General features: G+C 39.7%; 24 protein-coding genes. All 24 read left to right on the top strand.

The features are described from left to right. Positions 1-194: 194 nt before the first annotated feature. Positions 195-2,174, top strand: coding sequence for an excinuclease ABC subunit UvrB (uvrB, locus tag AC2YJL_RS21680; RefSeq protein ID WP_050688914.1), 1,980 nt, complete (start codon positions 195-197; stop codon positions 2,172-2,174). Positions 2,175-2,180: 6 nt separating this feature from the next. After that, positions 2,181-5,057: an excinuclease ABC subunit UvrA gene (uvrA, locus tag AC2YJL_RS21675; RefSeq protein ID WP_230933785.1), complete on the top strand. Its 2,877-nt coding sequence runs from the start codon at positions 2,181-2,183 to the stop codon at positions 5,055-5,057. A gap of 87 nt (positions 5,058-5,144) precedes the next feature. Next, positions 5,145-5,456, top strand: coding sequence for a hypothetical protein (locus AC2YJL_RS21670; protein ID WP_013059730.1), 312 nt, complete (start codon positions 5,145-5,147; stop codon positions 5,454-5,456). Positions 5,457-5,494: 38 nt separating this feature from the next. Beyond that, a complete protein-coding gene (locus AC2YJL_RS21665; protein ID WP_050688916.1) occupies positions 5,495-6,586 on the top strand; it encodes a DUF4097 family beta strand repeat-containing protein in 1,092 nt (363 codons plus the stop codon). A gap of 41 nt (positions 6,587-6,627) precedes the next feature. After that, positions 6,628-6,822 (top strand): PspC domain-containing protein, encoded by a 195-nt coding sequence (locus AC2YJL_RS21660; protein WP_013059728.1) that lies wholly within the window; start codon positions 6,628-6,630, stop codon positions 6,820-6,822. 2 nt (positions 6,823-6,824) lie between these two features. Continuing rightward, on the top strand, positions 6,825-7,190 hold the full coding sequence (locus AC2YJL_RS21655) for a phage holin family protein (protein WP_153253955.1): 366 nt from the start codon (positions 6,825-6,827) through the stop codon (positions 7,188-7,190). 188 nt (positions 7,191-7,378) lie between these two features. Continuing rightward, positions 7,379-8,314, top strand: a complete 936-nt coding sequence (gene hprK, locus AC2YJL_RS21650; RefSeq protein ID WP_013059726.1) for an HPr(Ser) kinase/phosphatase — start codon at positions 7,379-7,381, stop codon at positions 8,312-8,314. Positions 8,315-8,330: 16 nt separating this feature from the next. After that, complete coding sequence (gene lgt, locus AC2YJL_RS21645; protein ID WP_251568958.1) at positions 8,331-9,164, top strand: prolipoprotein diacylglyceryl transferase; 834 nt, start codon at positions 8,331-8,333, stop codon at positions 9,162-9,164. A gap of 60 nt (positions 9,165-9,224) precedes the next feature. Next, a complete protein-coding gene (ppaX, locus tag AC2YJL_RS21640; RefSeq protein ID WP_153253953.1) occupies positions 9,225-9,872 on the top strand; it encodes a pyrophosphatase PpaX in 648 nt (215 codons plus the stop codon). Further along, a complete protein-coding gene (locus AC2YJL_RS21635; protein WP_144633527.1) occupies positions 9,869-10,396 on the top strand; it encodes an acyltransferase in 528 nt (175 codons plus the stop codon). Before ppaX ends, AC2YJL_RS21635 begins: the two co-directional genes overlap by 4 nt. Positions 10,397-10,579: 183 nt before the next feature. Beyond that, a complete protein-coding gene (locus AC2YJL_RS21630) occupies positions 10,580-11,761 on the top strand; it encodes an ATP phosphoribosyltransferase regulatory subunit (protein WP_043977360.1) in 1,182 nt (393 codons plus the stop codon). Next, a complete protein-coding gene (gene hisG / locus AC2YJL_RS21625) occupies positions 11,761-12,393 on the top strand; it encodes an ATP phosphoribosyltransferase (protein WP_013059721.1) in 633 nt (210 codons plus the stop codon). The genes AC2YJL_RS21630 and hisG overlap by 1 nt, the downstream gene beginning before the upstream one ends. Before the next feature lie 15 nt (positions 12,394-12,408). Beyond that, positions 12,409-13,677 carry a histidinol dehydrogenase gene (gene hisD, locus AC2YJL_RS21620; RefSeq protein ID WP_050688919.1) on the top strand — a complete coding sequence of 423 codons (1,269 nt, stop codon included), beginning with the start codon at positions 12,409-12,411 and terminating at the stop codon, positions 13,675-13,677. A 75-nt stretch (positions 13,678-13,752) separates the two neighbouring features. Beyond that, on the top strand, positions 13,753-14,337 hold the full coding sequence (gene hisB / locus AC2YJL_RS21615) for an imidazoleglycerol-phosphate dehydratase HisB (protein WP_025752581.1): 585 nt from the start codon (positions 13,753-13,755) through the stop codon (positions 14,335-14,337). After that, positions 14,338-14,985 carry an imidazole glycerol phosphate synthase subunit HisH gene (gene hisH / locus AC2YJL_RS21610; protein WP_028409649.1) on the top strand — a complete coding sequence of 216 codons (648 nt, stop codon included), beginning with the start codon at positions 14,338-14,340 and terminating at the stop codon, positions 14,983-14,985. Further along, entirely contained in the window at positions 14,972-15,706 is a 735-nt protein-coding gene (hisA, locus tag AC2YJL_RS21605) for a 1-(5-phosphoribosyl)-5-[(5-phosphoribosylamino)methylideneamino]imidazole-4-carboxamide isomerase (protein WP_050688920.1), read from the top strand. Before hisH ends, hisA begins: the two co-directional genes overlap by 14 nt. Beyond that, entirely contained in the window at positions 15,706-16,464 is a 759-nt protein-coding gene (gene hisF / locus AC2YJL_RS21600; RefSeq protein WP_025752585.1) for an imidazole glycerol phosphate synthase subunit HisF, read from the top strand. The genes hisA and hisF overlap by 1 nt, the downstream gene beginning before the upstream one ends. Beyond that, complete coding sequence (hisIE, locus tag AC2YJL_RS21595) at positions 16,461-17,084, top strand: bifunctional phosphoribosyl-AMP cyclohydrolase/phosphoribosyl-ATP diphosphatase HisIE (RefSeq protein WP_013059715.1); 624 nt, start codon at positions 16,461-16,463, stop codon at positions 17,082-17,084. Before hisF ends, hisIE begins: the two co-directional genes overlap by 4 nt. Before the next feature lie 181 nt (positions 17,085-17,265). Then, positions 17,266-18,768, top strand: coding sequence for a tetratricopeptide repeat protein (locus AC2YJL_RS21590; protein WP_050688922.1), 1,503 nt, complete (start codon positions 17,266-17,268; stop codon positions 18,766-18,768). A gap of 111 nt (positions 18,769-18,879) precedes the next feature. Further along, entirely contained in the window at positions 18,880-19,833 is a 954-nt protein-coding gene (trxB, locus tag AC2YJL_RS21585; RefSeq protein ID WP_025752588.1) for a thioredoxin-disulfide reductase, read from the top strand. Positions 19,834-20,136: 303 nt separating this feature from the next. Beyond that, positions 20,137-20,595: an 8-oxo-dGTP diphosphatase gene (locus AC2YJL_RS21580; RefSeq protein ID WP_013059712.1), complete on the top strand. Its 459-nt coding sequence runs from the start codon at positions 20,137-20,139 to the stop codon at positions 20,593-20,595. A 41-nt stretch (positions 20,596-20,636) separates the two neighbouring features. Next, a complete protein-coding gene (gene rapZ, locus AC2YJL_RS21575; RefSeq protein WP_013059711.1) occupies positions 20,637-21,530 on the top strand; it encodes an RNase adapter RapZ in 894 nt (297 codons plus the stop codon). After that, positions 21,527-22,513 carry a gluconeogenesis factor YvcK family protein gene (locus AC2YJL_RS21570; RefSeq protein ID WP_013085391.1) on the top strand — a complete coding sequence of 329 codons (987 nt, stop codon included), beginning with the start codon at positions 21,527-21,529 and terminating at the stop codon, positions 22,511-22,513. Before rapZ ends, AC2YJL_RS21570 begins: the two co-directional genes overlap by 4 nt. 33 nt (positions 22,514-22,546) lie before the next feature. Further along, positions 22,547-23,491 (top strand): DNA-binding protein WhiA, encoded by a 945-nt coding sequence (gene whiA, locus AC2YJL_RS21565; protein ID WP_251568959.1) that lies wholly within the window; start codon positions 22,547-22,549, stop codon positions 23,489-23,491. Positions 23,492-23,500 lie beyond the last annotated feature (9 nt).

Below are 23,500 nucleotides of genomic sequence, written 5' to 3'. Positions count from 1 at the left end.
AGTATAAGAATTTAGTGGGTAATAAAGTAACAGGGTAAAAAATAAAAACAAACAAACACTATATAAGATTAATACTCATTAGTTTCATTTATGATTATAAAGTGATAAAATACGAATATCAGTTCGTGTTTTCGGTTTTTACATATCGTAATAAAAAATAGATAAAACAAGAAAATGGAAACGGAGGCCTTCATTTGAAAGATCAGTTTGAATTAGTATCCCCATATCAGCCGCAAGGTGATCAGCCAAAGGCAATTGAAAAGATTGTGAAAGGAATTAAAGAAGGTAAGCAGCATCAAGTTTTATTAGGTGCTACAGGAACGGGAAAAACCTTCACCATGTCTAATGTTATTAAGGAAATAAATAAGCCGACACTAATTATGGCTCATAACAAAACGCTTGCTGGTCAATTGTACAGTGAGTTTAAAGAGTTTTTTCCTAATAATGCAGTTGAATACTTTGTCAGTTACTACGATTACTATCAGCCTGAAGCCTATGTACCTCAAACAGATACATTTATTGAAAAAGATGCAAGCATTAATGATGAAATTGATAAACTTCGTCACTCGGCAACTTCTTCTCTCTTTGAACGAAAAGATGTCATTATTATTGCCAGCGTGTCCTGTATTTATGGCTTAGGGTCTCCGGAAGAATACAAAGAAATGGTCGTATCTCTTCGAGTAGGAATGGAAAAAGAGCGCAATCAGCTGCTTCGTACGCTAGTGGATGTACAGTACGAAAGAAACGATATTGACTTTAAGCGCGGAACGTTTCGCGTTCGCGGCGATGTTGTGGAGATTTTTCCTGTATCTCGAGATGAACACTGTATTCGCGTCGAGTTTTTCGGAGATGAAATTGACCGCATTCGAGAAGTTGACGCTCTAACAGGAGAAATTATTGGAGATCGTGAACATGTAGCTATCTTCCCGGCATCTCACTTTGTCACGAGAGAAGAAAAAATGCGCGTTGCTATTCAAAACATTGAAAAAGAATTAGAAGAACAGCTAGAGAAGCTAAAAGAAGCAGGAAAGCTTTTAGAAGCGCAACGCTTGGAGCAGCGCACGCGCTACGATCTAGAAATGATGAGAGAAATGGGCTTTTGTTCGGGAATCGAGAACTACTCTCGTCATTTAACGCTTCGTCCCGCTGGTTCTACACCTTATACACTGCTGGACTTCTTCCCGGAAGATTTCCTTCTTGTTGTGGATGAATCACACGTTACGATTCCTCAAGTTAGAGGAATGTACAATGGAGACCAAGCGCGTAAACAAGTGTTAGTAGATCATGGTTTCCGCTTGCCGTCCGCATTAGATAACCGCCCGCTTAAATTTGATGAATTTGAACAGCATATTAACCAAATTGTCCATGTTTCTGCAACACCAGGTCCTTACGAACTTGAGAAGGCACCTGATGTAATTGAACAAATTATCCGTCCAACGGGATTATTGGATCCAAATATCGAAGTTCGACCAATTGAAGGACAGATTGATGATTTAATTGGAGAAATTCACGACCGGATTAAGCGAAATGAACGAGTGCTCGTTACGACGTTAACAAAGAAAATGTCTGAGGATTTAACGAACTACTTAAAAGAAATTGGCATTAAAGTTCAATATCTTCACTCTGAGGTGAAGACGCTCGAGCGTATTGAAATTATCCGAGAGCTGCGGCTTGGAAAATACGATGTGCTTGTAGGAATTAACTTACTTCGTGAAGGTTTAGATATTCCGGAAGTTTCGTTAGTAACCATATTAGACGCGGATAAAGAAGGATTCTTGCGCTCAGAACGATCGCTTATTCAAACCATCGGACGTGCTGCGCGAAATTCTAATGGACATGTCATTATGTATGCAGATCGCATCACAAATTCCATGGACATTGCTATCAATGAGACCAAGCGTCGTAGAAGTATTCAAGAAGCTTACAATGAAGAGCATGGTATTACACCGACAACGATTCAAAAAGAAGTTCGAGGCTCAATTCGTGCAACAGTAGTAGCAGAAGATACAGAAACGTATGAAGAAGCACCGGCATTTGATAAGCTCAACAAAAAAGAAAAAGCAAAGCTCGTAGAAGAAATGGAACAAGAAATGAAAGAGGCAGCCAAAGCGCTTAATTTTGAACGCGCAGCTGAGCTTCGTGACTTGATTCTAGAATTAAAAGCGGAAGGGTGATAAAACATGGCGATGGAAAAAATCGTGGTAAAAGGTGCACGAGCCCACAATTTGAAAAATATCGATATTGAAATCCCACGAGACAAATTAGTGGTATTAACAGGGTTATCAGGTTCTGGTAAATCTTCTTTGGCTTTCGATACAATCTATGCAGAAGGACAAAGACGTTATGTCGAGTCGCTTTCGGCATATGCAAGACAGTTTTTAGGTCAAATGGATAAGCCCGATGTAGATTCAATCGAAGGATTGTCGCCTGCTATTTCAATCGATCAAAAAACAACGAGCCGAAACCCTCGTTCAACCGTCGGAACTGTGACCGAAATCTATGACTATTTGCGCCTTTTGTTTGCTCGTGTAGGAAAGCCGATTTGTCCTAATCATGGAATTGAAATTACATCTCAAACGATTGAGCAAATGGTAGATAGAATTTTAGAGTACCCTCAACGCACAAAACTTCAAGTACTGGCACCTGTGGTATCTGGCCGAAAAGGTACCCACGTAAAAGTGCTAGAAGATATTAAAAAGGAAGGGTACGTTCGCATTCGAGTAGACGGAGAAATGCGTGAAATAACAGAAGAAATTGAACTGGAAAAAAACAAAAAGCATTCCATTGAAGTAGTGATTGATCGCGTTGTTGTAAAAGAAGGTGTAGCCGCTCGTTTGTCGGACTCTTTGGAATCAGCTCTTCGCCTTGGAGAAGGGAAAGTAATTATTGATGTGGTAGGTGAAGAAGAACTGCTTTTTAGTGAGCATCATGCTTGTCCAAAATGTGGTTTCTCCATCGGAGAACTTGAGCCCCGCATGTTTTCATTTAATAGTCCGTACGGGGCGTGTCCAACGTGTGACGGGTTAGGAACGAAATTGGAAGTGGATAAAGATTTAGTTATTCCTAACTATGACTTAACGCTTCGCCAGCACGCAATTGCACCTTGGGAGCCAACAAGTTCTCAATACTATCCGCAGCTGCTTGAAGCCGTATGTACACATTACGGCATCGATATGGACGTGCCGGTGCGAGATATCCCGGAACACTTATTTGATAAAGTATTATATGGCAGCGGCAAAGAAAAAATTTACTTTCGCTATGAAAATGATTTTGGCCAAGTAAGAGAAAATCATATCGAATTTGAAGGCGTGCTTCGGAATGTAGAGCGCCGTTATCATGAAACAAGTTCAGATTATATCCGTGAGCAAATGGAAAAGTACATGGCTCAGCAAGCTTGCCCAAAATGTAAAGGAAATCGCTTAAAACGCGAAAGCTTAGCGGTGCTTATTGACGAAAAGCATATAGGAGATACAACCCGCTTCTCAGTAAAAGAAGCATATGATTTTTTTGAAAGTCTCAGCCTATCTGAAAAAGACATGAAGATTGCGGATATGATACTGCGTGAAATTCGTGAGCGTCTAAGCTTTCTCATTAACGTGGGGCTTGATTACTTAACATTGAACCGCTCTGCTGGAACTCTCTCAGGAGGAGAAGCACAGCGGATCCGTTTAGCTACTCAAATTGGTTCTCGTTTGACGGGGGTTCTTTATATTTTAGATGAACCTTCTATCGGTCTTCATCAGCGTGACAATGATCGCTTAATTCGCACGATGCAAGATATGCGCGATATTGGAAATACGTTGATTGTTGTAGAACATGACGAAGATACGATGATGGCAGCTGATTATTTAATTGATATCGGACCAGGAGCCGGGGTACACGGGGGGGCTGTTGTTTCTCAAGGTACGCCTCAGGAAGTGATGAAGGATGAAAACTCTTTAACGGGTCAATATCTATCAGGAGAGAAGTTTATTCCTCTTCCAGCGGAAAGACGGTCAATAGATAAAGATCGGATGATTGAAATTATAGGAGCAAAAGAAAATAATTTAAAAAATGTAAAAGCAAAGCTTCCGTTAGGTATGTTCACGGCTGTTACAGGTGTATCTGGATCAGGTAAGAGTACGCTGGTAAATGATATTCTTCATAAATCATTGGCGCAAAAGCTGCATAAAGCAAAAAGCAAAGCAGGAGAACATAAAGAAATCAAAGGCATTGAACACTTAGATAAAGTCATTGATATTGATCAGTCTCCCATAGGCCGTACGCCTCGTTCGAACCCTGCAACGTATACAGGTGTATTCGATGACATTCGAGATGTATTTGCCCAAACAAACGAAGCAAAGGTGCGCGGATATAAAAAAGGCCGTTTTAGCTTTAACGTGAAAGGCGGCCGCTGTGAAGCTTGTCGAGGAGACGGTATTATCAAAATTGAAATGCATTTCTTGCCAGATGTATACGTCCCTTGTGAAGTCTGCCACGGCAAACGATATAATCGTGAAACTTTAGAAGTGAAATACAAAGATCAAAACATTTCAGATGTGTTGGATATGACCGTTGAAGATGCGCTTCACTTCTTTGAAAACATTCCAAAGATTAAGCGGAAGCTGCAGACCATTTACGATGTAGGACTTGGCTATATCACGCTTGGACAGCCGGCTACTACTTTATCCGGTGGAGAGGCACAGCGTGTAAAGTTAGCTTCAGAGCTTCACCGCCGCTCAACAGGAAGAACGCTGTACATTTTAGACGAACCGACTACCGGTCTTCATGTCGATGATATTGCACGATTATTAAAAGTTCTCCAGCGTTTAGTTGAAAATGGAGATACGGTTCTAGTGATCGAACATAATTTAGACGTCATCAAAGCTGCTGATTACCTGCTTGATTTAGGACCTGAAGGTGGAGATAAAGGCGGACAAATTGTGGCTACGGGTACGCCAGAAGAAGTGGCAAAAGTAAAAGAATCCTATACGGGTCATTATTTGAAGCCAATTTTAGAACGTGACCGTAAGCGTATGGAGAAAAAAGTTGAAAAAGCAGAGGCATTAACTCGTTAAAAGACACCAGCATTGGTGTCTTTTTTATAAAGAATGAAACTTTTTAACTCATTAAAACGTAATACATGATATAAGGAGCTGATTATTATGGAAGGAAATCGCATACTATCTTCCTTAAATTATTTTAGCGTTTTCTTTGCACCATTTTTATTACCTATTATTATTTATTTTGTTGTTCATAACATAGAAGTAAAGAAACATGCAAAAACTGCATTTTTGTCACATTTATTACCTATCGCTACAGCGATCTTATTCTTATTTTTCTTGCTTCCTGCTCTTACTGGCTCTAGTGGAACGGTATTTATTCTTTTAATTGTAGCTTTAGTTGTTGTTTCTTTAGTTAATGTTGTTGTATTTGTATGGAATATTGTAAAAGGGATACAAATATTAAGCAGATAAAAGTTAAATGACTAAAACGTAAAGAGGAGATGGAATGTATGAGTGAAAAGCGCAAACAAATTTTACAGATGGTAGAAGAAGGAAAGCTTAGCGTAGATGAGGCTTTAACTTTGTTAAATTCACTGGAAAAAGACTCAGCTAATGATTCTTCCTATGCTACGCCTGATAAAGCTGAGCTCTCCCCTTATATAGGAGGAAAACAGAAAAAAACGTACGCTTCTAAGTCATCTCAAAGCTCTTTAAAAGAAAAATTATTTACATTTGTAGATCAAACGGTAAAAAAAGTAAAAGAAGGAGATTTAGATTTTAACTTTGGTCCTTCGATTGATGTTCAGCACATCTTTCAACAATCAGAAGCATATATTCAAGAGATTGACGTAGATTTAGCAAATGGAAGCGTCCAACTCCGACCTTGGGGAAGTACAGAAGTACGAATAGAATGTGAAGCTGCTATCTACAAAGTAGAGAATTCGGATGAAGCGCGCCGCACTTTCTTGCAGCATACGGCATTTTCCATCGAAAATGGCAAATTGCGCTTTGCAATTCAGCAAAAGCAAATGAAGGTGAAAGCGATTATTTATATTCCAGAAATGGAATATGAACGCGTCAAGCTCCGTATGTTTAATGGTTCAATCGATGGGGAAAGACTAAGCGTACGAGACCTGAAAGCCAAAACAGCTAATGGTACCATCCGCTTTTACGATGTGAACAGCCATTCTCTTGAAATGGAGACATCAAACGGGCATATGGAACTTTCTCGAATACTCGCTTCGAAATGTGAGCTTGAAACAATTAATGGAACGGTTAAATTTGATGGAGATACAAAAAAGATTGATGTTCAGACATTTAACGGAGATATTGATACGTATTTAAAAGGAGAGCGCATTGAAAAGGCATTTTTCAAAACGACTACAGGAAGCATTACGCTCTATACGCCGCCTCATCTCTCCGTTGATGGAGATTTGAAATCTAACTTTGGGAATTTTACGTGTACACTTCCTGAGATGGAAATAGTAGATGAGAAAAAAGAAACGGTGATGAAACAACTTCGTTTCAAAGCAAATGTCGCTTCGCCGAAAGGCTATAAATTGTTAGCTGAATCCAAAACGGGCTCAATTGTTATAAAATAGAAAACGCTTGTTTTAGCAAAAAAACAAAGGAGATGATTAACGTGCGAAAGTTGTATCGTTCGCGAACAAATCGCAAGCTTGCGGGTGTTATCGGCGGTATTTCTCAGTATATCGGAATAGATGCTTCACTACTCCGCGTATTGTTTATCATCAGTTTATTTTTTACAGTAGGTACTCCGGTCATTTTATATATGATTTTTGTGTTTTTAGTTCCAAATGAAGAAGGAGATTTCTAAAGATGTTATTGCGTGGAATCATTAGTATTTTAATCAATGCCCTCGTATTAATCGTAATTGCAGGTTATATCGACACTTTCCACTTGGAATCAGTCAGTGCAGCTATTATCGCCAGCTTGATTCTATCTATTTTGAACGTGTTTGTTAAGCCAATTTTAATTTTACTTACCCTGCCGGTGACATTTCTTACGCTTGGGCTGTTTTTATTCGTCATTAATGCCATTACGCTGATGATTACACAAAGTGTTATGGGAGATTCTTTTAATATTGACGGGTTTGGTACAGCACTTTTAGCCTCAATAATTATGTCGCTTTTAAATGCGCTTATTCAACGAGTGATTGTTGAACCGCTTCAAAATAGAAGATAACTTTCTTGCAATATTTAATTTTCTAAAAAAGATGGTAAGGCGATGCAGCCTATGCCATCTTTTTTTTCTTTTCTTTCCGTATTAATGATAAAATAAAATGGCTAGAACCAAACGCGACATAAAAGCGAGAGTTGGATATACTGTAGACATGAACAGGTATATGACTGTTCATAAAAGGAGGATGCACGGTGGTTAAAGTACGTACAAAAGACATCATTGAGAAATTTAAATTAGAGCTTATTAGCGGAGAAGAAGGAATCGACCGCCCTATTTCAACAAGTGATATTTCACGTCCAGGTATTGAAATGGCAGGTTATTTTACATATTACCCAGCGGAACGTATCCAGCTGTTAGGTAAAACAGAACTATCATTTTTTAAACAATTGGATGATGAACAAAAAAAAGTTCGAATGGAAAAGATGTGTACAGATATCACACCGGCTATCATTGTTTCGCGCGAAATGGATGTACCGAAAGAACTTATCGAAGCTTCAGAGCGTGAATCAGTTCCTGTGCTGCGTTCAAGCTTTAAAACAACGCGACTTTCCAGCCATTTAACGAATTTTCTTGAAAGCCGGCTAGCACCTACTACTGCTCTGCACGGTGTATTAGTGGATATATATGGAATTGGTGTATTGATTATGGGGAAAAGCGGCGTTGGTAAAAGTGAAACAGCCTTAGAGCTTGTTAAGAGGGGACATCGTCTAGTAGCCGATGACTGTGTGGAAATCCGTCAAGAAGATCAAGACACGCTTGTAGGAAATGCGCCTGGTTTAATCGAGCATTTGCTTGAAATTCGAGGACTAGGGATCATCAATGTGATGACGCTATTCGGCGCAGGAGCTGTACGAAGCTATAAGCGAATTTCACTTGTTATTCAGTTAGAGACATGGGATCAGCAGAAACATTATGATCGCCTTGGTTTAGAAGAAGATAAAATGAAAATTATTGATACGGACGTTACAAAAATTACATTGCCAGTACGTCCGGGACGAAACTTAGCTGTTATCATTGAAGTGGCAGCAATGAACTTCCGCTTAAAGCGTATGGGTATTAACGCAGCAGAACAATTTTCCGCACGTCTAACAGATGTAATTGAAGAAGGAGATCGTGAAGATTTATAAGAAAGGGTGTTAACTTGTGGAAGCAACTATTCAGCCGTTAGATCGCGTGTTCCTTGAAATTGGCCCTCTAACGGTCTACTGGTACGGCGTAATTATCGGTGTAGGTGTTCTATTAGGTCTTTATATTGCGACAAGAGAAAGCGTAAGAAGAGGCTTATCAAAAGATACATTTGTTGATCTCATCTTATTTGCTGTGCCAATAGCTATTATTTGTGCACGAATTTATTATGTATCCTTTGAATGGGGATACTATTCAAAGCATTTAAATGAAATACCTCAGATTTGGCAAGGTGGGATTGCCATTCATGGTGGCTTAATCGGAGGCGTATTAACTGCCATTGTATATTCGAAAGTAAAAAAGATTTCATTTTGGAAGCTGGCTGATATTGCTGCGCCTAGTTTAATCCTTGGCCAAGCCATTGGGCGCTGGGGCAACTTTATGAATCAAGAGGCACACGGGGGACCGGTTACCCGTGCTTTTTTAGAAGGATTGCACCTTCCAAATTTTATTATTAACCAAATGTATATTAACGGTACATATTATCATCCTACGTTTTTATACGAATCATTATGGGATTTTGCCGGATTTATCCTGTTGATGGTACTTCGCCGCACCAGTCTGCGAAAAGGAGAAATTTTCTTATCTTATTTAATCTGGTACTCAGTTGGACGCTTCTTTGTAGAAGGGCTTCGCACGGATAGTTTAATGCTGACGCATACACTCAGAATCGCTCAAGTTGTTTCACTTGTACTGATTGTAATAGCCATTATTTTAATTATTGTGCGCCGCGTGACGGGAATGAGTAAACAGAAATACTTAGAGAATGAAGAAGCACAATCTAAGGTGTAAATGAAGAAAAGCTACAAGATTTACACAAACTTGATTTGACACAAGGGAAGGAAATGAATAATGACGATTAATACGGTTTTGTTTGATTTAGACGGTACGTTAATTGATACCAATGAATTAATTATTGCTTCGTTTACTCATACGCTTAATCACTATTATCCTGAACAATATACTCGTGAAGATATTTTACAGTTTATGGGACCTCCTTTATACGACACGTTTGTAGAAATGGATAAAACGAAAGTAAACGAAATGATTGAGATGTATCGCACGCATAATCTAGCTAATCATGATTTGCTTGTTAAAGAATTTGAAGGCGTAATTGAAACAGTTAAATGGCTGCACGAGCAGAATTATAAATTAGGTATTGTCACAACAAAGCAAAGAAATACGGTCATGATGGGGCTTAAGTTAACAAAGTTAGACCAGTTCTTTGATACGATTGTGGCAATTGAAGACGTAACAGATGCAAAGCCGCATCCTGAGCCAGTAGAAAAAGCACTGAAGCTGCTTGATGCTAAACCTGAAGAAGCACTGATGGTGGGAGATAACCATCACGACATCGTTTCTGGCCAAAGAGCTTATACGAAAACAGCTGGAGTTGCTTGGAGTGCAAAAGGAAGAGATCATATCGCTTCTTATAATCCTGATATTATTTTAGAAAATATGACGGATTTAATTGATATATTAAAAGGAGAACGTCAGTGAGAAAAACGACGCGCTATCCGGTTAAAGGAGCTAATTCCCTTTGGCATGTCTATAAGACCGTGCCTTTTTGGAAAGTAGTGCGCAACTTCCTAATCATTCAATGCGCTCGCTATACGCCTTTTCTTTCGATGAAAAACTGGCTGTATAAAACGTGCTTAGGGATGAAAGTAGGGCCTCATACATCCTTTGCCCTTATGGTGATGCTCGATATTATGTTTCCTGAAAAAATACAAGTAGGACGCAATACGGTCATTGGATACAATACAACTATTCTCGCTCATGAATATCTGATAACGGAATATCGTCTTGGAGATGTCATCATTGGGGATGAAGTGATGATTGGAGCAAATAGCACCATCCTTCCAGGTGTAACAATCGGCAATGAAGCGGTTGTAGCGGCTGGAACGGTGGTTCATAAAGATGTAGCACCCGGTTTCTTTGTTGGAGGTAACCCTATGCGTGTCATCTATACAAAAGAAGAAATGGAAAAGCGCAGGGAAGCAGAACCTAAAGCCACAACTTAGCAAGAACTAAGCTGTGGTTTTTTTTGTAAATTTGAACAGCTGGCGGTTGACGGCTGACTTTATCGGGTGTAAACTATCAATAACTTTAATTTGTTATTTCGCTAATACATTAGCGTGATAAAGTGAAAACAACCTATCAATGGTTCCTTAATAGATAAAATCAAGCTTAAAGGACGTGTCGGAATGTCAAAGTTATTTATGTTTGAAAAACCCCTTGGAATGAGAGATACTCTGCCAGCTCTTTTTGAAAGAAAAAAACAAGTTCGCAATCAGCTGGCAGATGAAATCAGCAGCTGGGGCTATCAATATATGGCAACGCCTACGGTGGAATATTACGAGACGGTAGGAAGCGCATCAGCTATTTTAGATCAGCAATTGTTTAAACTTTTAGATAAAGAAGGGCATACACTTGTGCTGCGACCGGATGTAACAACGCCATTTGCACGTGTGGCCGCTTCAAAACTTTTAAATAATTCTCCTTTGCGCTTAGCTTATGAAGCAAATGTATTCCGAGCTCAGCAGCGTGAGGGCGGCCGCCCGGCGGAGTTTGAACAAATAGGCGTTGAGCTAATTGGAGATGCTACGATGAGCAGCGATGCTGAAGTGATTGCTCTTATGATCGGCGCATTAAAAAGAGCGGGACTTAAATCATTTAAAGTGGCAATTGGCCACATCGGGTTTGTTAATTCGCTTTTTTTAGAAATTGTCGGAAATGAAGAACGTGCTAACGTACTTCGCCGCTTTTTATATGAGAAAAATTACGTGGGCTATCGTAATCATGTAAAAGATTTGAATCTATCTTCTATTGATAAACAGCGTCTCCTTCAGCTGCTTAACCTGCGCGGAGATGAAAAGAAGATTGAAGAAGCGGTTGAACTAGTTGAAAACGAAGCTGGTAAAAAAGCAGCCGGTGATTTGAAGAAGCTATGGAATATGCTTGATGCGTACGGTGTGACGGATGAAATTAAAATTGATTTTAACTTAGTCAGTCATATGAGCTATTACACAGGTATTTTATTTGAAGTCTTTGCTGAAAACGTTGGTTTCCATATCGGTAATGGAGGACGTTATGACCAGCTTCTTGAAAAATTTGCGTCTAAAACACCAGCTACAGGATTTGGAATTCAGCTCGACCGCTTAATTGAAGCGCTGGGTGAAGAAGTATATGAGCCTTCAGCAGTATACGGCATATTATATAGCCAAGAGCGTTTAGATGAGGCATTAGCTTTAGCTGCTGAACAGCGCAAGCAAGGATACCGGGTAGTGACTCAGGAGATTGCAGGCGTTGATGATGTTGATGTATTTACGGCACAGTTTGAAGAAGTCACGTTTCTAATTGGAAAACGAGGCAAGGGGGGTCAATAATGAGTGAACTATTAACAATTGCAATGCCAAAAGGACGTATTTTTGAAGAAGCAGCTGAACTTTTGCGTCAAGCAGACTTTCAATTGCCACCAGAATTTGACGATTCGCGCAAGCTGATTGTAGACATTCCTGAAGAGAACATGCGCTTTATTTTAGCAAAACCAATGGACGTTACTACTTACGTAGAATACGGGGTAGCGGATCTTGGTATTGCAGGTAAAGACGTAATGTTAGAAGAAGAACGAGATGTCTATGAGCTGTTGGATTTAAATATTAGTAAATGTCATCTGGCCGTTGCCGGTTTGCCTAATGCTAAAAAATCAGAAATTGCTCAAAAAGTGGCAACCAAATATCCAAATGTAGCATCTACTTATTTCAGGGAGCAAGGAGAGCAAGTCGAAATTATTAAATTGAATGGTTCCATTGAATTAGCGCCTTTAATCGGCCTGGCTGATCGGATCGTTGATATTGTATCAACGGGACAAACACTAAAAGAGAACGGACTTGTTGAATTGGAGCACATTGAAGATATTACATCGCGTTTGATTGTGAACCCTGTGAGCTATCGTTTAAAAGACGAACGAATTGATGATTTAGTGAATCGTTTAGCCCAAGTGGTTCAACCTGTATAAAAGAGGTGACATACATTGAAAATTACACGTGTAACAGAACAAGTGAGCTTAAAACGTACGATTGATCAAGGGACGAGTGCTCAAAGAGAAATTGTCGTAAATATTTTAAAGCAGGTGCAAGAGCAAAAAGACGAAGCTTTAAAAAGGTATACAGCCCAATTTGACGGCGTTGAGCTTTCTTCTTTACTTGTGACGGAACAAGAAAAGAAGCGTGCTTATGAGCTGGTTGATGCAGACATGCTGTCAATCATTCGTGAAGCGGCTGACAACATTCGTGATTACCACGAAAGAATGGTTGAGCAGTCTTGGATGACAACAAAAGAAGACGGCACTATTTTAGGGCAGAAAGTAACGCCTTTAGATGCAGTAGGTGTTTATGTACCGGGAGGCCTTGCGGCGTATCCTTCTTCCGTTTTAATGAATGTTATTCCTGCTCAAGTGGCAGGGGTAAAACGTATTGTGATGGTTTCACCTCCAGGAAAAGACGGCGCGCTGCCTGCTGGAGTAGTGGTAGCAGCGAATGAGCTTGGGGTCGAAGAGATTTATAAAGTAGGGGGAGCTCAAGCGGTAGGAGCACTTGCCTATGGAACAGAAACAATTAAACCCGTCGATAAAATTGTAGGCCCTGGTAATATCTTTGTTGCATTAGCGAAAAGAGAAGTATATGGATTAGTAGACATTGACTCAATTGCTGGACCTAGTGAAATTGTCGTACTAGCAGACGAAACGGCTAAGCCGAACGAAGTGGCAGCTGATTTATTATCTCAAGCAGAACATGACAAATTAGCTTCAAGCATTTTAGTAACGCCTTCTATGAAATTGGCCGAAGCTGTTAAAGAAGAAGTGGAAAGACAAGTGGAATCTTTACCTCGTAAAGAAATTGCAAAACCTTCTATTGATAACCATGGTGCTATTTATGTGACCGGGTCATTAGAAGAAGCGATTGAAGCTGTTAATCAATTAGCTCCTGAGCATTTAGAAATTATGACTGAAAGTCCGCTTGAACTTTTAGGTTCCATTCGTCATGCCGGTGCTATTTTTCTAGGAAGATACAGCTCAGAACCTGTTGGCGATTATTTTGCGGGACCAAACCATGTTCTTCCAACCAATGGGACAGCGAAATTCTCAAGTCCTTTATCAGTTGATTCATTTGTGAAGAAGTCTAGTATCATTTCATACAGCCAACAAGCCCTGCAGAAAAATGTCTCGAAAATCGCAGCGTTTGCTCGTTTAGAAGGGCTAGAAGCTCATGCAAGGGCGGTTGAAGAACGCTTTAAAAAATAAGGTGGAGATTAAAAGAAAAGAGTCGAAATGTTCTTTTCTTTATCTATTACATGCATAGTTGAAAGGAGTTTCACAATGAGAGAGTCAAGTATTAAACGTACAACAAACGAAACGGATATTGCATTAGCGATTGGAATCGATGGAGAAGGAAAAGCGAGCATTGATACAGGCGTTCCTTTTTTAAATCATATGCTTGATTTATTTACAAAACACGGACAGTTTAACCTTGATGTAAAAGCAGATGGAGACACGGAGATTGATGATCACCATACAACGGAAGATATCGGTATTTGCCTTGGTCAAACGTTCAAAGAAGCGCTCGGTGATAAAAAAGGAATTAAACGCTATGGAAATGCTTTTGTACCAATGGATGACGCATTGGCTCAAGTGGTAGTAGATTTAAGCAATCGTCCTCATTTTGAATTTAAAGGTGACATTCCCGCGTCGCGCGTCGGTACATTTGATACAGAGCTTGTGTATGAATTTTTATGGAAATTTGCATTAGAATCTCGCATGAATGTACATGTAATTGTACACTACGGCAAAAATACACACCACATTATTGAAGCGGTGTTTAAGGCTTTAGCACGTGCTTTGGACGAAGCGACAACGATTGATCCGCGTGTCAAAGGTGTGCCTTCGACGAAAGGGATGTTGTAAATGATTGGAATTATCGACTATGGGATGGGCAACTTATACAGCGTAAGTAAAGCTCTTGAACGATTAAACTATGATTATATTATCTCGGCAGATCCTGCAGAACTAAGAAAGGCAAAAGGGCTGATTCTTCCTGGAGTTGGAGCATTCAAAGATGCGATGGAACAGCTGAATCAAACAAAGCTGACGGACTTTATTAAAGAAGAAGTAGCAAAAGGAATGCCTTTGCTTGGAATTTGTTTAGGTATGCAGCTTTTATTTGAAGAAAGCGATGAAAACGGCGTAACAAAAGGGCTGGAACTGTTAAAAGGGAGAGTCGAGCGTATTCCCGGTATTACTGCCGAAGGACAGACATATAAAGTTCCGCACATGGGCTGGAACTCTTTAAATTTTCATCAGCCGTCTGCTCTGCTTGATGGAATCAGTGAAGGTCACGTGTACTTTGTTCACTCTTATTACGTAAAAACAAATGACCAAGACGTGCTTTTAGCAACAAGTCCTTATGATGTTGAAGTTCCAGCAGTTGTTGGAAAAGAACACGTATTTGGCACTCAATTCCACCCTGAAAAAAGCAGTGCAATCGGAATGCAAATGCTGCAAAATTATGCAAACTTCGTAGAGAAAAGGAGCCCATCATATGAGCAAATTTGAAATATATCCAGCCATTGATATGCGCGGAGGAAAGTGCGTCCGTTTGCTTCAAGGAGATTACTCAAAAGAAACGGTGTACGGAGATTCTCCGGTAGATATGGCCACACAATTCGCAAGTGAAGGCGCTCAGTGGATTCACATGGTTGATTTAGACGGTGCAAAAGCGGCCAAGCGCGTGAATGATGAATTTGTGCTAGGCGTGAAAAAGAAATTAGATGTAAGTGTGCAAATTGGAGGAGGCATTCGCTCAGAAGCTGACGTTGCTTACTATTTAGAAAACGGAATTGACCGCGTTATTTTAGGAAGTGCAGCTATTTCTAATCCTGAATTTGTGAAAAAAATGCTGAAGGAATATGGTGCGCGTATTGCTATTGGTATTGATGCACGTGATGGCTACGTTGCGACGGAAGGCTGGGTGGAAACATCTACAATCAAAGCGACAGAACTAGGAAAAGAATTGGCTAATGCTGGTGCGGAAACATTTATTTTCACGGATATTTCTACGGATGGCATGCTGTCTGGTCCTAATGTGGAAGGGATTGTTGAAATGGCCAAGGCTACTGGAAAAGGTGTGATTGCATCAGGGGGAGTTAGTAAACTTGCTGATCTAGATGCACTAAAGAAGTATGAAGCTGACGGCGTTATTGGTGCGATTGTAGGGAAAGCACTTTATACAAATAAGTTTACAGTAGCTGAAGCACTTCAAGAGGTGAAAGCGTAATGATTACAAAACGAATCATTCCTTGTTTAGATGTAAAGGACGGTCGTGTGGTAAAAGGAGTTCAGTTTGTGGAACTTCGAGATGCAGGAGATCCTGTAGAGTTGGCGAAGTTTTACGATGAAGAAGGCGCAGACGAATTAGTCTTTTTGGATATTTCTGCTTCTCATGAAGGACGCAAAACAATGGTACATGTTGTAGAAGAAGTAGCATCTCAGCTAGCGATTCCTTTTACGGTGGGCGGAGGAATTAATGCATTAGAAGATATGAAGAGAATGCTTCGTGCTGGTGCAGACAAAGTGTCATTAAATACAGCGGCCGTACTCAATCCAGCACTCATTACAGAAGGGTCCGACTTTTTTGGAGCTCAGTGTATTGTGGTAGCCATCGATGCTAAGTACGATGAAAGTTTACAATCATGGCGAGTCTATACACACGGAGGCCGCAACGCAACGGACTGGGAAGTAATCGACTGGGCAAGAGAAGCAGTGAAGCGCGGTGCGGGTGAGATCTTGTTAACGAGTATGGATAAAGACGGCGAAAAGTCAGGGTTTGATTTAGCATTAACCAAAGCAGTGAGCCAAGCAGTGAGCGTTCCTGTTATTGCTTCTGGCGGCGCAGGAAATGGTCAAGATTTTGTCGATGCGTTTGAAAAAGGAGAAGCTGACGCGGCTTTGGCGGCTTCGATCTTTCACTATAAAGAAACATCTGTAAAAGAAATTAAAAGCTATGCAAAACAACAAGGAGTGAGCATTCGATGACGATTGAAAACATTAAATTCAACAGTGATGGACTTGTACCGGCTATTGTACAAGATGCTGTGAGCAAAGAAGTTTTAACATTGGCTTATATGAACGAAGAATCACTTCAAAAATCAATTGATACACGTGAAACGTGGTTTTACAGCCGTTCTCGACAAGAGTTGTGGCACAAGGGCGCAACCTCGGGAAACACACAAAAGATTGTAAGCATGGCATATGACTGTGATGCTGATTCGCTGGTTGTAAAGGTGGAGCCTCAAGGTCCTGCTTGTCATACGGGGGCTTACAGCTGTTTTAATGAAACAATTCTTGGTGAAAATAAACAAAATGATAATCGGTTTGCTATTATTAATGAGCTAGAAGAAGTAATCGCTAAGCGTGAAGCTGAAATGCCAGAAGGAGCTTATACGACGTACTTGTTTGATAAAGGCGTAGATAAAATCCTCAAAAAAGTAGGAGAAGAAGCTGGTGAAGTCATTATTGCAGCAAAAAATCGTGACCATGATGAGCTGAAGTGGGAAGTTGCAGATTTATTGTACCACGTACTTGTTTTACTTCGTGAGCAAAAGTTGCCTTTAGACGATGTCCTATCAGTATTAAAAGAGCGTCACTCTAGCTAATAGCTACATAGTGAAAAGAGAGAAGGAGTTGTCTCATTTTAGATAAAAGAGGCAAAACCTTCTCTTATTTGCGTCAAGAAACGACTGCTTGCAGGTTCCTTTTTTGAATAGAGGTATTAAACTTCTTGGCAAATGTGATATACTACGAACGTCGAAATTATCAACTTATTTGGAGGGCTTAATGGAAAAACACTCAAAAGTAATTCAAAAAATGGCACAAGTAATTCCATTTTCGCAAACGGGTGACTTCTATTTCGAAAAAGCGCTGCAGGCGTTTGAAGAAGAGGAGTCAGATAAAGCGCTCAAGTATTTAACGCGTGCAAACAAAGAAAATGCCCGTAATCCACAGCTTCTTACAAACGTTGGAGTAGCTTTAACGGAGCGGGGAGATTATCAAGATGCCAACGAGCTTTTTCTCCATGTAATTCATCATATGGACGATACATTAGGAAGCTGTTACTACTATATAGCCAACAGCTATGCGCATCTTGGACTGTTTGAAGAATCAAAAAAATACGCGATGTATTACATTGAGCATTTTCCAAATGGTGACCTCTTTCGATCGGCTACAGATCTGTTAGATTTACTATCAATTGATGTGGATGAAGAAGATGAAGAGCCTAAAAATCAGCTAGGCGACATGCTGATTATAAAACAAGAACAAGCAAAAAGACTGCTTGAAGCAACGAATTTTGAAGAAGCAGTGGATTTGTTAACTGAAATAATTGATGAGTATCCAGAATTCTGGTCTGCATATAATAATTTAGCGTTAGCTTATTTTTATTTAAATAAAATTGATGAGGCAATGGATTTGCTGAATGAAGTATTGGAGAAAAACCCTGGAAATCTTCATGCGTTATGCAATCAGCTGATTTTCTATTATTATTGCCATAAGCATAAAGAAGTTGAGGAGCTTACAGACGGGCTTAGCCGCGTTTATCCGATGTCCTTTGAACACCGCTATAAGCTTGGAGCTACATTTGCGTTGATTGGTCAATACAAACTATCATACAGATGGTTGAAGAAGCTTTATACACAAGGATTTCAAGGAGACAACTCATTTCATTATTGGCTCTCATATGCCTCTTACTATACTGGACGTGAAGCGTTCGCTAAAGAAATGTGGAAGCTGGCATTGGAAGACGTTCCTGATAAAGAAGGAGAGGAGCCTTGGCGCATCAGTCAAAAAGCTGCGAAGGTTTTTCAATCGAAAGTGGATATTACAGCGAAAAAGAAATGTGCAACAAAAAATGTTCATGATCAGCTTTACAGCCTGTATATGGCGAAGAAGCTTCCTGAACAACAGCGTCTGCTTCTTTTAGAAGAAATCAAGTCGTCCATACATATGAGTACACTTTTAGATGAAGTATATACGTATGTATGGCAGGATAAACACCATGTGATTTTTGAGGTGGCAGATGTTATTGAACTGGAGATGGAATCGCAGACTGAAAGTGATATCCAGGATCTTTTAAGCTTTTGGTTTTATGTATATGTACAGGTATATAAACAATCCTATGATTTTCAGCATGTGAACGTAAATGCATGGGCCGCAGCCGTCACATATATATGGGCGAAAGAACAAAACCAGTCTATTACTCAAGCCGATGCGGCAAAACAATATTCCATTTCCGCTGCAACAGTGAGAAAGTACAGTAAAATTGTGAATACGTTATTAAATTGAGCAAAAAAATAGACGATAATAGGAAGAACATATTAGGATAGTGGTAACGAAATAATTATCCATAAATTTGGAATCAACTACGAAGGAATTTCCTAAAAGGAGTGTAAAGCAATGACAGAAGAAAAAATTTATGATGTCATTATTATTGGGGCAGGCCCAGCAGGTATGACTGCTGCTGTATATACATCTCGTGCAGATTTATCAACACTAATGATTGAACGCGGAATTCCAGGCGGTCAAATGGCTAATACGGAAGATGTAGAAAACTATCCAGGTTATGATCATATCCTTGGTCCTGACCTTTCTAACAAAATGTTTGAGCATGCAAAAAAATTTGGTGCGGAATATGCGTACGGTGATATTAAAGAAATCATCGACGGAGAAGAATACAAGACAGTTCGTGCAGGCAGCAAAGAATATAAAACACGTTCAGTAATCGTTGCTACTGGTGCTGAATATAAAAAATTAGGTGCGCCAGGAGAGAAAGAACTAGGCGGCCGCGGCGTATCTTATTGTGCTGTATGTGACGGTGCATTCTTTAAAGGTAAAGAGCTAGTCGTTGTAGGCGGTGGAGACTCTGCGGTTGAAGAAGGCGTATATTTAACACGCTTCGCAACAAAAGTAACAATTATTCACCGACGCGATGAGCTTCGCGCGCAAAAAATCCTACAGCAGCGTGCATTTGATAACGAAAAAGTTGATTTTATTTGGAATACAACGGTCAAAGAAGTAAAAGAAAAAGACGGTAAAGTAGGCAGCGTAACGTTAGTAGACACAAAAACAGGTGAAGAGCGCGAGTTTGGTGCGGACGGCGTATTCATTTATGTTGGAATGGTTCCACTAACAAAACCATTCGAAAGCCTAAACATCACGAATAAAGAAGGATATATTGAAACGAACGAGCAAATGGAAACGAAAGTACCAGGTGTGTTCGCAGCTGGAGACGTTCGTGAAAAGGCTCTTCGTCAAATTGTAACAGCTACAGGCGATGGCAGCATTGCTGCTCAAGCGGCTCAGCACTATGTAGAAGAGTTAAAAGAAAAGTTAAAAGCTATTCAGCAATAAGGCTGAAATCAATCTTTTACAAAACGTAATTCGGTTTTAACTGTTCTGTAACACCTGTGAAACATTGATGGGGTACTATATAGATAGTAATTGACCCCCTTTTATAAAATATATGTATGTCGGGCATAGGACGTGTTCCTATGCCTCTTTTTTGTGACTATAACAGATTGAATTTACGTATATAACAGCAATGGATTATTTTCAGAAAATTTAGTAATAGTTAGTTCATCTCCGTTGTGAGAGAAGTTTGTTTCGTAGTATAATAAAAGAAAATGTCAGTATACATATGATGAGGTGGAAAACATGCAAAGGGTCACAAATTGTGTATTAATGAAAGATGATAAAGTATTGTTGCTTCAAAAGCCACGACGAAACTGGTGGGTGGCCCCGGGCGGGAAAATGGAGCAAGGAGAATCTGTAAAAGACTCTGTTGTACGAGAATTTCGTGAAGAAACGGGAATTTATTTGAAAAATCCCACTGTAAAAGGTATCTTTACTTTTACGATGAAAGAAAACGATCAAATTTCATCTGAATGGATGATGTTTACTTTTTTTGCTACAGATTTTGATGGGACAAATGTGCTAGAATCAGAAGAAGGCAAACTCGGTTGGCATAATTTGAGTGAAGTAAGTGAATTGCCGATGGCACCGGGAGATCATCACATTATCGATTATGTAGCAAAAGGGTCGGGTGTTATTTATGGCAACTTTACGTATACAACAGATTTCGAGTTATTATCTTACCGAATTGATCCTTGTTAATGATAAATAGACATGTATGCATAGATTGAGGGGGATGGAAAATGAGTACTGGGTCTGTAAGCGATATTCAATTAGTGATTATTACTGGAATGTCAGGTGCAGGAAAAACAGTAGCAATTCAGAGTTTTGAAGATTTAGGGTTCTTTTGTGTAGATAATTTACCCCCTACATTGCTACCGAAATTTTTAGAACTCATGAAAGAGTCAGGGAATAAAATGAATAAAGTTGCTCTTGTTATGGACTTGCGAGGCAGAGAGTTTTTTGAAAGCCTGTTTGAAGCATTAGATAACATGAGTGAAACAACGTGGGTCACGCCACAAATTTTATTTTTAGATGCAAAAGATTCTGTATTGGTGACGCGCTATAAAGAAACGAGACGTTCACATCCGCTAGCTCCTTCGGGTTTACCTTTAGAAGGAATTGGTATGGAACGTGAGCTTCTTGAGGAGTTAAAGGGAAGAGCTCAGCTTATTTATGAGACGTCAGAGTTAAAACCAAGAGAGCTTAGAGAAAAAATTTTAACTCAGTTTTCGTCGCACGCTTCACAGGTTTTTACTGTTAATGTGATGTCGTTTGGTTTTAAATATGGTGTGCCTATTGACGCTGATTTAGTCTTTGATGTGCGCTTTTTGCCAAACCCTCACTACATTGACCATATGCGTCCTAAAACGGGGCTTGAAGAAGAGGTTTCTTCTTACGTATTAAAATGGACGGAAACTCAAAAGTTCATTGAAAAAGTAGTAGACTTACTTTCGTTTATGCTTCCACAGTACAAGCGAGAAGGTAAAAGCCAGCTGGTCATTGCTATAGGCTGCACAGGCGGACAGCATCGCTCCGTCACACTAGCTGAATATTTAGGTCACCATTTCCAGAATGAATACAAAACTCATATTTCTCATCGTGACATTGAGAGGAGAAAGGAAAATCATAGATGAGCAGTGAACAGCTTCCAAAAGTTGTCGTCATTGGGGGAGGAACGGGTTTACCAGTGCTGTTAAGAGGGTTGAAGGAATACCCTCTTGATCTTACAGCCATCGTGACCGTAGCAGACGACGGGGGAAGTTCTGGCCGATTGCGCGATGAACTTGAAATCCCTGCTCCTGGTGATATTCGAAATGTGCTAGTTGCTTTATCTGATGTAGAGCCACTAGTTGAAGAGCTTTTTCAGCATCGATTTGATACAGGAAATGAGCTTACAGGCCACTCTCTTGGCAATTTGTTGCTTGCAGCTATGACGTCTATTACTGGCGATTTTGTGCATGCTATACGAGAAATGAGCAAAGTACTAAACGTCAGAGGGAAAGTACTTCCAGCAGCTAATCAAAGTGTTGTGCTGCATGCGGAGATGCAAGATGGATCCATCGTAACAGGTGAATCTAAAATTCCAGAAGTTAATAAAAAAATTAATAAAGTATTTTTATCGCCCGCTGATGTGAAACCGCTTGTCGAGACAATAAAAGCTATTCGACGCGCTGATTTAATTGTGTTGGGGCCCGGAAGTCTTTATACAAGTATTTTGCCGAATTTACTGGTTCAGGATATTTGTAACGAGCTTTGTTCGACAAAAGCAAAGAAAGTGTACGTATGCAACGTGATGACGCAGCCGGGTGAGACATTAGGCTTTAAGGCAAGTGATCATATTAAAGCGCTTTACAATCATATGCCGTGTGCATTTTTAGATGCGATTATTGTCAATAATGCACCTATTCCAGCACCTTTGAAAAAGAAATATCAAGTAGAGCAGGCTCAGCCTGTAGAATATGATCGTGAAGTATTGCTAAAGTTAGGGTTAGAAGTGATTGAAGATCAAATTATTCAGTATGACGGCAGCGTAATTAGGCATGATACAAAAAAAGTAGCAAAGCTTGTGTATTCTATGCTGACATCGCTGCAAGGTAAAGCGAATACGGGTGTTTAACACTATTTCCGTATGTAGATTGGAGGTGAAGTTATGTCATTTGCATCAGAAACAAAAAAAGAGTTAACGAATTTAGAAGTCAAAGATTGCTGTGCAAAAGCAGAGCTTTCTGCATTAATTCGAATGAATGGTTCACTTTCTTTTTCGAATAAAAAATTCACGGTTGATGTTCAAACAGAAAACGCAGCGATTGCTCGGCGCATTTATGTCCTGCTTAAGAAAAATTATGATGTGTCAGTAGAACTGCTTGTGCGTAAGAAAATGCGGTTGAAGAAAAACAATGTGTATATTGTTCGATTAGTAGAAAAAACGAGAATGCTTTTGGAAGACTTAAAAATTGTAGAAGAAGGATTTACGTTTACACATCGTATTTCACCAGAGCTAGTACAAAAGAAGTGCTGTAAGCGATCCTACTTAAGAGGCGCATTTTTAGCCGGCGGTTCTATTAATAACCCAGAGACATCATCATACCATCTTGAAATCTTTTCATTGTATGAAGAGCACAACGAAGCTTTATGCAATTTAATGAACGAATTTCAATTGAATAGTAAAACATTAGAACGGAAAAAAGGCTATATTAACTATTTGAAAGAAGCTGAAAAAATTACGGAGTTTCTAAATATCATTGGAGCCCATAACGCTCTTTTACGGTTTGAGGATGTAAGAATCGTCCGAGATATGCGAAATTCCGTTAATCGCTTAGTTAATTGTGAAACAGCTAACTTAAATAAAACGATCGGAGCGGCTATTCGTCAAGTGGAAAACATTCGTTATATTGATGAAACAACTGGATTAGACATCTTACCAGAAAAGCTAAGAGAAATTGCTCGTTTGCGTGTGGAATACCAAGACGTTACGTTAAAGGAGCTTGGTGAGATGGTATCTGGAGGTCAAATTAGCAAATCGGGCATTAACCATCGGTTGCGTAAAATTGACCAAATAGCAGACAAGCTTCGCGCCGGTCAGCCAGTCACATAAGGGGAATTG

The sequence above is a fragment of the Priestia sp. SRI_019 genome, assembly GCF_057586255.1.
Note: the sequence above shows the minus strand (reverse complement) of the source record. Positions and strands in the feature narration are given on the sequence as shown.